Source organism: Pediococcus pentosaceus (assembly GCF_001437285.1).
GTDB lineage: Bacteria > Bacillota > Bacilli > Lactobacillales > Lactobacillaceae > Pediococcus > Pediococcus pentosaceus.
In genome coordinates this window covers 1-3,919 of the sequence record NZ_JQBF01000018.1, presented here as the reverse complement: position 1 = coordinate 3,919, position 3,919 = coordinate 1, and the positions used below count along the sequence as shown (strand labels likewise).

Annotated in this window: 3 protein-coding genes and 1 pseudogene; all 4 read right to left on the bottom strand. The window is 43.6% G+C overall.

The genetic code is table 11. The features are described 5' to 3' along the window. Nucleotides 1-156: 156 nt before the first annotated feature. A pseudogene (locus tag IV86_RS08485) lies at nucleotides 157-462 on the bottom strand (transposase family protein); the annotation flags it as partial. Nucleotides 463-646: 184 nt separating this feature from the next. Continuing rightward, on the bottom strand, nucleotides 647-2,023 hold the full coding sequence (brnQ, locus tag IV86_RS08480; RefSeq protein WP_004562607.1) for a branched-chain amino acid transport system II carrier protein: 1,377 nt from the start codon (nucleotides 2,021-2,023) through the stop codon (nucleotides 647-649). A 493-nt stretch (nucleotides 2,024-2,516) separates the two neighbouring features. Further along, a complete protein-coding gene (locus IV86_RS08475) occupies nucleotides 2,517-3,323 on the bottom strand; it encodes an NAD-dependent epimerase/dehydratase family protein (protein WP_236699172.1) in 807 nt (268 codons plus the stop codon). Between the two features lie 108 nt (nucleotides 3,324-3,431). Next, a partial coding sequence (locus IV86_RS08470) for an IS3 family transposase (RefSeq protein ID WP_081035686.1) occupies nucleotides 3,432-3,919 on the bottom strand: 488 nt, incomplete at its 5' end.

Here is a 3,919-nt window from a genome sequence, read left to right as displayed (position 1 = left end):
GTTGGGCAGCTGATTCGCCTTGCTTATATAGTTTGATAACGTTTTGTTTGAATTCTTTGTCGTAACGAGTTGGCATGTAAAAATTCCTTCCTTTTGAGAGACGATTTATTCATTATACGCTCTCTTAAAAGTTGTCTCAGGAATCAGCTTACATCCAACCACATCAGAAGTAGCCATAAACGACGCTTTACAATTACGACAAATGACGCGTTCTTTATGGAGTTCTAAATAAACTGGTTCACTCGCATTCGCTGCCAGATAGGTCACGCGTGATACGTAGTGTCCATTAGGACTTAGCTCGCAAAAGCCACAGTTAGCGCAATGTTTCTGGTCGAACTTAACCGTGGCTATATATACTTTTGCGCGCTTAGCTTTAATCACTTGATAGTTATATTTGTAAAAAACTACATTTGGGTCTTTAATACTGAGCGCAAATTTTATATTATTATCTACAGGGTCCATAAGTTTTCACGTCCTTTAAAAATGATGCTGTAGTGGGTGGATTTTTTAGGTGCGAGGCTTATGGGCCTTTTTTATTTTGCACTAAAAAATCCTGCTAATAGATTACCATGTTAAGTAAGCTATCAACAGGAAAAAGTATAGAACCAAAAAACGTTCACCGCAAGTGAACGTTTTTTTGACTTACCTATTTAGTTTGTGAAACGGTGTTGCGGGCGCTAACACGTTTGAAGACGTGGACGGCAACCCCTAAAACGGCACCGACTAAGGCAGGAACTAACCAAGCTAAGCCGTAGTTGGCGAATGGCAAGTATGCCTGTTCGAAGCCAGTCATCGCTTTACCGAAGCTACTTTGGCTGACGACCGCTGGAAAAGCAGTTACCATGTCGAAAAAAGCAGGAACAACGGTAAAGAGAACAACGAATTTATACACGACTGGGTCTTTGTGGAACAGTGGTGAAGCGACTGACAATAAAATCAAGACCATTGATAGTGGGTATAAGAACATCAACATTGGCGTTGACCAAGCGATGATTTGATTTAAACCGATATTAGCGGTCAAGAATGATGCCAGAGTAGTTAGAACTAACCAAGTGCGGTAGCTAACTTTGGGAAAATGTTTATGAAAGTCTTGGGCAAAAGCCGCAACTAAACCGATCGCCGTGGTTAAGCAAGTGACGGTGATCAAAGTGGCTAAGATGGCCTGACCAGCGACGCCCATATAATGATTGACAATTTGGTCAAAAGCGATGCCGCCATTAGCGGAAACTTTGAATTTACCTAAGGACATCGCGCCAACGAAGATCAAACCAACGTAGATGACGGCGATCATTGCCATTGCGAAGACGCCGGCACGGGCAGTGACCAGCGCGACACTGTTAGCGCGTTTTTTGCCTAAGGTGCGAACGGCGGTAACTACGGTGACCCCGAAGGCTAAGCCAGCTAAGGCGTCCATCGTGTTATAACCTTGCAAGAAACCATTGACGAAAGAGCCTGATGTATAAGCAGCGGTGGCGTGTTGAACACCGGCGTGGCCCATTGGTGAACTAAAAGCTAGGAAGAAAACGCCAGCTAATAAGACTAAGAAAACTGGATTTAATAACTTACCGATATTGTTGACGATTTTATTTTCCTCTAATGAGAAAAAGAGGGCTAAGCCGAAGAAAACAGCGGAGAAAACTAATAAACCAACTGTTTGGAAATTCTTTGGTACTAGTGGCGCTAAGCCAACCGTGTAGGAAACGGTGGCTGTCCGTGGTGTACCAAAAAGTGGGCCGATGGTGCCGTGGATCAAGATCATGAATAAGAGCGCGAATACGGGACCTAAAGGCCGCCCAACATCATAGACACCTTCGGAACGAGTGATACTGATTGCTAAAACGGATAATAATGGCAATAACACACCAGTGACTAAGAAGCCAAGCGCGGCAGGCACCCAATTCTGTCCCGCTAGCTGGCCTAAATGTAATGGAAAAATCAAGTTACCAGCACCAAAGAATAGACCAAAAAGCATTGAACTAACCACGAAATAATCGCGTTTAGTGAGTTTACGTTCCTCTAACATAAGCAGCACTCCTTAAATTTTGTAGGTTGTGGAAATGTGGTTCAAAGACTAAGCGTCTGTTGCCCCACGTTTAAATCATGAGTGTTGCCATTGCTAAGTCGACTTTAGTAATGGCGGCGATCATCCTGCGCGGGAATGATCACGATAAACAAAAAACGCCCAAACCTGAAAAATTAATTTCAGATAAGGACGTTAATAAACGTGTTACCACCTTGATTTGCCATTTTATCACGAAAACAGCCTCTTCGGGTACAAACACCAATTGGTACGAAATACCCTAGCTCGATAATGGGAGCCCCCAATGAACGCTCAAAGGTGATTTTCTAATTGTCGCACCTTGACGTCCTTGCACCAAACGACGCTCGCTTAACTGGTGAATACAATTATACTTTTCTTATCACAGCGTTTAATTTACTCATTGATTTATCATGTTGCTATAATTTAACGCGATTTTAAGTGTTTGTCAAGGAGGTGATAAAAATAAATTTATAATTTAAGGCAGTAGTCCATATTGAATTAACGTGTCAATGCTATCTAATACGATGGTCGTATTATCAAAATGTGGCTGCCATTTTAGGATATCTTGCGCTTTTTGGGTACTCAACTGACGATTGACGTGCACTAATAAATTGCCTTCGCGGGCGGTCTGGTTGAACAAAGCAGCGCTGCTTAAAAGCAAGTTCGGCATCGTTTTAGTGGGAATGTTTTGGGCAATTTGCGGTCGTTTTTGGCGAATCAGTGCTGCTATCTCTGGTAGTGATATCTGACCAGCAGCACTAGCCAGAAAACGTTGCCCGCCAGCGTGAGGTGCGGTCAGCGCACGAATGTGTAAGTCAGCAACATCGCGCACATCGATCAGATTGAGTGGGATATTGGGAATCATTTTGGGACGACCGTTAAGTAAATTTTTCAATAGATCGAAGCTGCCAGAAACGTGGGCGTCTAATGCTGGGCCCATGATCGCCACCGGATTGATCGTAGTCAGTTCTAAACTGCCGTGACTTTGTTCAATAAACTGCCAGGCAGCCTGTTCGGCGATCAGTTTGAATTTTTCATAGGCCGATAAGCCTTTTTCGTTAGGATCAGTCCAATCGGCTTCAGTGGTGATGCTCGTTTGGTCGTGATTACTGAAGCCGATGGCGCCAAAGTTGGCGGTCATGACAACACGCTTGACGTGGGCCTGTTGGGCGGCCTTTAAAATGCGTAAAATACCCTCGGTGGCAGTTGTGTCGCTGTTCGGGTCATTGGAAAAAACGGGTGATGCTACACTTAGCACGTAGTCGATGTGGATTGAAGTCAATATTTGAGACAGATTTTAAGAGACATTCAGAACCGCGTTTACCTTCCACAGCTCAAATAAATCATTAATCGCGATTAATAACTTATTTGAACCCTGGAAAGCATTAAATCAGGCGGCCATTTGGCTCGTAAGTGTTGCAATTTCAACTTGTAAGGGGGTCTGGTAGCCCAGTGAACTATGAATTCTCTTCCTATTGTAGAAAGCATGCACATATTCAAAAAGGACGGCAGCGGCAGTTTCATAATCTTCAAAGACCGGCACTGGATAAACACATTCCTCTTTGAGGGAAGCGCGAAAGGATTCCATTGGCGCATTATCATACGGACAACCCTTACGGCTGTATGAGTGGCGGATATGTAGTTCAGTTAAACGTTGATTGTAATCATCGCTGGTGTACTGTGATCCTAAATCCGTATGGATAATCAGGTCCCCAGTAATGGTTCGATTTTTAACCGCGCTTTCAAGGGTCTTTAAGACTAAATCAGTATCCATCTTTTTTGAGAACGAATAGCCGATAATCCGTCGTGGATGCAGGTCCATGATGGTTGATAAGTAACACCAGCCATTACGCTTCGTTTGAATATAGGTCATATCAG